Here is a 5,879-nt window from a genome sequence, read left to right on the forward strand (position 1 = left end):
AAGATTTTGAAAAAACGAGTGAAGGAGATACGACATTAGTTACTTTTTTAACGGATTTAGCGTTAATCGCTGATATTGATTCAATGGATGATACGGCGGCTGATCAAAATGAGAAAATTACATTGATGACACTCCATTCAGCAAAAGGGTTGGAATTTCCGGTTGTATTTTTAATTGGAATGGAAGAAAATATTTTCCCACATAGTAGATCGATGATGGATAAAGAAGAAATGGAAGAAGAACGCCGCTTAGCATATGTAGGGATTACAAGAGCGGAAAAAGAATTATACCTAACTCATGCGAATATGCGGACACTTTATGGTCGAACGAATTTCAATCCAATTAGCCGATTTATTACAGAAATCCCGGAAGATTTAATTGACGGAATGGTGGAGAAAAAACGCCAGATCCGCGATCCTTTCTTAGATAATCAGGCAGTAAATTCGATAGGAACAAATAGACCTATTAAAAAACAATTGCCTCGTAAAAAGGCAGAAAGAATATCGTCAACTGGTGCGGAGAATAAGGAATGGAAAGCCGGAGATAAGGCGCACCATAATAAGTGGGGAGTTGGAACAGTCGTAAACGTACAAGGAACAGGCGATTCAACGGAATTGGACATTGCTTTTCCAGCACCGACAGGAATTAAACGGTTATTAGCGAAATTTGCACCGATTACGAAACAATGAGGTGTTAAGATAGATGAATAAACAAGAAGCAAAAGAAAAAATGGCAGCTTTAGTAGACCAACTTAATATATATGCCCATGAATATTATGTATTAGATAATCCGAGTATTCCAGATGCAGAATACGATAAGAGATTTCAAGAATTACGTAAACTGGAAGAAGCTTTTCCAGACTTAATTTTCCCTCACTCACCGACGAAACGAGTTGGGGGTGAGCCGCTTGAGGGGTTTGAAAAAGTAGAACATGAAGTACCAATGTTAAGTCTTGGTAATGCCTTTGATGAACAAGAACTTCGGGATTTTCATCGCCGAGTTACGAATGGTTTAAACGAGGAAGTAGTTTATGTTTGTGAACTCAAAATAGATGGCTTGGCTGTGGCTTTGACGTATGAGAATGGACAGTTCATTCGGGGCTCAACGAGAGGGGATGGTCGTGTAGGCGAAGATATTACGAGTAATTTACGAACCGTTCGAAGCGTACCTCTTTATATCCCGGAACAGCGACTATTAGAAGTTCGCGGAGAGGCTTATATGCCGCATCATTCTTTTGTAAAACTAAATGAAATTCGTGAAGAAAATGGTGAACCGCTTTTTGCTAATCCGAGAAATGCTGCAGCAGGTTCATTAAGACAGCTTGATCCCCGGATTGCAGCTACTCGTAATTTAGATTTATTTTTATTTGGTTATGGACAATGGACAATCGATGAAATTCAAACACATAGCGGTAGACTTGAATATCTTAAAGAACAAGGATTTAAAATAAATAAAGAGTGGAAAAAGTGCCAGACAATTGATGAAGTGATTGAATATGTTACTTACTGGACCGAAAATAGAGGGAGCTTGCCATATGAAATTGATGGCATTGTCATTAAAGTCGATGATCTCTCGCAGCAAGAAACATTAGGCTATACGGCAAGAACCCCGAGATGGGCAATCGCTTATAAGTTTCCAGCGACAGAAGCCATTTCAAAAATAGAAGATGTTGAGTTAAGTGTTGGCAGAACAGGGGTAGTAACACCTACCGCCATTTTGCAACCTGTTTTTATTGATGGTTCAACGGTCAGCAGAGCGACTCTCCATAATGCGGACCAAATTCGTGCACTCGATATTCGAATTGGAGATACGGTTATTGTAAAAAAAGCGGGAGATATTATTCCAAAGGTAGTTCGTGTCGTTACAACTGAACGAACTGGAGAAGAAGTGCCGTATGAAATGCCAACACATTGCCCGGCATGCGAAACAGAGTTAGTTCATTTAGATGATGAGGTTGCACTTCGTTGCATGAACCCGGATTGTCCGGCTCAATTAAAAGAAGGGTTGATTCATTTCGTATCAAGGGATGCAATGAATATAGACGGCCTTGGAGAAAAAGTTATTGACCAATTATTTAGAGAAACATTAGTTACCTCCATTGATGATTTATATCGTCTAAAAAAAGAACAGCTCCTACCACTTGAGCGTATGGGTGAAAAGTCGGCATCCAATTTAATTTCGGCTATCGAGGCATCGAAGAAAAACTCATTAGAAAAATTGCTCTTCGGTCTCGGTATACGTCATATCGGTGCGAAAGCTGCGCAAATTTTGGCGGAAGAATTTGAAACGATGGAGAAAATCCAACAAGCAACCTATGATCAACTCGTTGCGATAAATGAGATTGGTGAAAAAATGGCAGATGCTGTCGTTCATTATTTTGCACAAGAAAAAGTAAAGGAATTACTGGAACGACTTAATGAACTCGGGGTAAATATGACTTATGAGCGTCGTCAAACAGACGGTGACCCTGAGGTGTCAGAAATGTTTACTAATAAAACAGTCGTTTTAACAGGGAAATTAGAAAAATTTACGCGACGTGAAGCGAAGGAATTCATTGAAGTAAACGGTGGTAAAGTAACAAGTAGCGTAAGTAAAAATACTGATTTAGTCATTGCTGGGGACGCTGCTGGCTCAAAGTATGACCAAGCAAAAAAATTAAATATTCCCATTTGGGATGAATCCCAGTTAGAAGCAGCCATTAAAGGAGTGTCTACATGAAACGATTAATAATACTAATGGGATGTGCACTTCTACTGCTTTCAAGTTGTTCAAACCAAAGCCAAGAAGAGATTGTACAGCCAGAAGAAAATGAAGGGGAGACAGAGATATCAATTATCCCAAACTACTCTTTATCGGATGATCAATATAAAATGCTTTTACCCTATCGCCCTAGCCTGGCACGGGGAGCTATTACGAACCAAGTAACTAACCGAGTCGATATCGATGAACTAGAAGAAGGATTACGACGTCATTCTACGACAGTCTTTGACCCGAAAAAGTATGTATATGAAGAGGGGCAGTATTTAGAAACTGAATTTATTTATGAAATTATTGATTCTTTAAATCCAAATGTAAAAGAAAAAAAAGATGAGAAAGAGCAAATTAAGGAACATCGAAACAATCCCCGAGTTTTTTCTCATATTCTTGAACAAAATTATTTGGAGAGAAAAGACAATAACACGGTAGAACTTGTCGGTTTATCTATTGGAATCTCTCTTAAATCTGTTTACCGATTTCAAACGGAAACAGGTGGCGATTATTATTATGAAAAGATTCCTAAAAAAGAAATGGAAGAAGAAGGAAAGAAAATTGCCCAAAAAGTACTTGAAGCGATTCGAGAACTAGGAGAACAAGAAGATGAAGAATTAAAAAAGGTACCGATTATGATTGCATTATTCAGAGAAGAAGAGCAATCCTCTCCTGTACCCGGAAACTTTGTTGCTAAAACATTAGTCGGTGAAGGTGAAAATACTATCGGTAAATGGGAAACAATTAATGAAGAGAACGTACTGTTTCCTTCCGACCGATCAAATGAAAAATATAATGAAGATCATCAAAAGGTTAAGACTTTTAGCGAAAAAATTGCCGATTATTTTCCTAACTATGTTGGGGTGGCTGGAAGAGGACTTTATATTGACAAAAATTTAACACAGTTATCGATTGAAGTGCCAATTGAATTTTATGGTAAAGGGGAAGTTATCGGGTTTACGCAATATGTGTATGGACTCGTTAAAGAAATTTTCCCTAACTATTATGATATTGAAGTGGATGTAACCTCAAGTAATGGTTCGGAAAGTTTAATTTATCGTAAAGCAGGAGAAGATGAACCAAACGTTCATATATATCACTAAATAGTCAAGCTTAAATATCTTCATGAAAGAAAATCGTTGATTAGATCTACTACTGAGAACAGCTAATCAACGATTTTCTAGTTGTTAAAGAATTATGATAAATCACCTGTATTGTGGAAGATCCACAATAAGAAGATGGTAAATTTATGTACGGGCAATATTGAAAGCCATGAGTCCTGGTTTTATACTAGAGGTATAGTGAGAAACTCTCAATTTTCCCCTTAAATTGGCTTCGATTGTAGACATGCTTTATTTTACCAAGTACAATCTAGTTAAGTGAATAAAATTAGGGGAGAAGAGAGAAGCGGATGGATTTAACTGAGAAGGTTTTTCAAGCGAATGATGTACATCAGTTAGTAGAGCAATTAAGTGATTTACTACAAAAAGGAGTAATTGTAGAAAATAGAGATTTTGAACTTATTGCTTACAGTTCACCAAATGAATTTTCATTTGATCCCGTACAGCAAAAGACAATCTTATCAAAAAGGTGCCCGTTATTTATTATCGAACGTTTGAAAAAAGAAGGGATTATTGACCGATTAAAATGGGAGGAAAGACCTCTCAGGCTACCGGCAATTGAAGACATAGGCTTTTATCAACGGATTGTTGTTAGTTTAAAATATCATAATATAATACGGGGTTACTTATGGATTTACGAAGCGGATGAATCTATTGATGAGGAAATTTTAAATTTTATCACAAAAGTAGCGCCTTATCTAGGTAAGTTGTTATTTGAAGAACAACAAACCATTGAAAATGATCTACCGACTGTCATTTGGAAATTGCTTAACGGTGAGTTTTTAAATGATGTAGAAATACATCGTGCCGTGGGTATTGCATCCTATCAAGTACCCAAGGAATTTACTATCATTATCGTATCCATACAAGATCCAGAATTTTTGTATATGTTAAATACAGTAAAAGAGATTTTTCTTAAAGAAAAAATTGCTTATTATTTAGGAAAAGGTACAGAAATAGTTGGAATTGTTGATGGTAATAAAGAAATATCATCAAAACAAAAAACAGATCATGTAAAAAAGCAGTTACTAGAAAGTTTTTCAAAAGCAGAAAGAAAAGCTGTTTTTATCGGTAGCGGTAATGAATATCGGAAAATAAGCCAGATAAGACAAAGTTATCTTGAAGCATTAGAAGTTATTGAAACACTCGTTTTTTTAAACTTGGATCAAGTAGTTTGTTCATTTGATGAACTGGGAATATATCGTTATATCAAGTATATGTACAAGAAAAATGTAAGCGAAAATTACCGGAATGAAAAAATCGTAAAAATCATGAAAAAAGATGCTGAAAACAACAGTGAGTTACTAAAAACGCTTTGGTACTTTATAAAAAATAATTGTCGAGTTGGAAAAACCGCTGAAATGTTATTTATCCATCCAAATACATTAAACTATAGAGTTAAACAAATTGTGGAATTAACAAATATTGATTTCGATAACATCCACGAACGAGCTGAATTATATTCTCAGTTAATTGCATTAAATCATATTCCGGATTACTATGAATTTTATCAGAAACAATTTTATTAAGTGCATTGGTTAGAATTGAATGAACAGGGTATCACTATAATTAGCTGATTATTTTAAAGGAGGCCACCATAATGGTAGTTGAATATAAACATGAACCTTTTACTGATTTTTCAATTGAAGAAAATAAACGTCAAATGCAAGAGGCATTAAAGAAGGTAGAAGCAGATTTAGGGCAAGAATATCCTTTAATTATAAATGGAGAAAGAATTACTACGGAAGACAAAATAGTTTCCGTTAACCCAGCAAATAAAAAAGAAGTAATCGGGTATGTCTCCAAAGCGAATCAGGAACTAGCTGAACGTGCAATGAAGGTTGCTGATGAAACGTTTGAAACATGGAGAAAATCGGATCCTCGTTTTAGAGCGGATATTCTCTTTAGAGCAGCTGCAATTGTACGTCGCCGTAAGCATGAGTTCAGTGCATTGCTTGTAAAAGAAGGCGGTAAACCTTGGAAGGAAGCAGATGGAGATACTGCTGAAGC

The 5,879-nt window shown here is 36.2% G+C and carries 5 protein-coding genes; all 5 read left to right on the forward strand.

Annotation, left to right across the window (positions count from 1 at the left end; genetic code table 11):
- Nucleotides 1–689, forward strand: a 689-nt coding sequence (locus tag ACPYKA_RS17995; RefSeq protein ID WP_479543584.1) for a 3'-5' exonuclease, incomplete at its 5' end; no start/stop codon positions are given.
- Between the two features lie 13 nt (nt 690–702).
- Nucleotides 703–2,718: an NAD-dependent DNA ligase LigA gene (gene ligA, locus ACPYKA_RS18000; protein ID WP_479543585.1), complete on the forward strand. Its 2,016-nt coding sequence runs from the start codon at nt 703–705 to the stop codon at nt 2,716–2,718.
- Entirely contained in the window at nt 2,715–3,851 is a 1,137-nt protein-coding gene (locus ACPYKA_RS18005; protein WP_479543586.1) for a CamS family sex pheromone protein, read from the forward strand. The genes ligA and ACPYKA_RS18005 overlap by 4 nt, the downstream gene beginning before the upstream one ends.
- 308 nt (nt 3,852–4,159) lie before the next feature.
- Complete coding sequence (locus tag ACPYKA_RS18010; RefSeq protein ID WP_479543587.1) at nt 4,160–5,398, forward strand: PucR family transcriptional regulator; 1,239 nt, start codon at nt 4,160–4,162, stop codon at nt 5,396–5,398.
- Between the two features lie 71 nt (nt 5,399–5,469).
- The coding region (locus tag ACPYKA_RS18015) for an aldehyde dehydrogenase family protein (RefSeq protein ID WP_479543588.1) at nt 5,470–5,879 on the forward strand (410 nt) is incomplete at its 3' end.

Origin of the sequence: Pseudogracilibacillus amylolyticus (SeqCode), from assembly GCF_051918545.1 — a bacterium.
In the GTDB taxonomy this organism is placed as follows: Bacteria; Bacillota; Bacilli; order Bacillales; family Amphibacillaceae; genus Pseudogracilibacillus.

Bases quoted from the DNA above. Each gene is read 5' to 3' on its own strand.
- ligA (WP_479543585.1), top strand. From the start codon at position 703: ATGAATAAACAAGAAGCAAAAGAAAAAATGGCAGCTTTAGTAGACCAA.
- ACPYKA_RS18005 (WP_479543586.1), top strand. From the start codon at position 2,715: ATGAAACGATTAATAATACTAATGGGATGTGCACTTCTACTGCTTTCA.
- ACPYKA_RS18010 (WP_479543587.1), top strand. From the start codon at position 4,160: ATGGATTTAACTGAGAAGGTTTTTCAAGCGAATGATGTACATCAGTTA.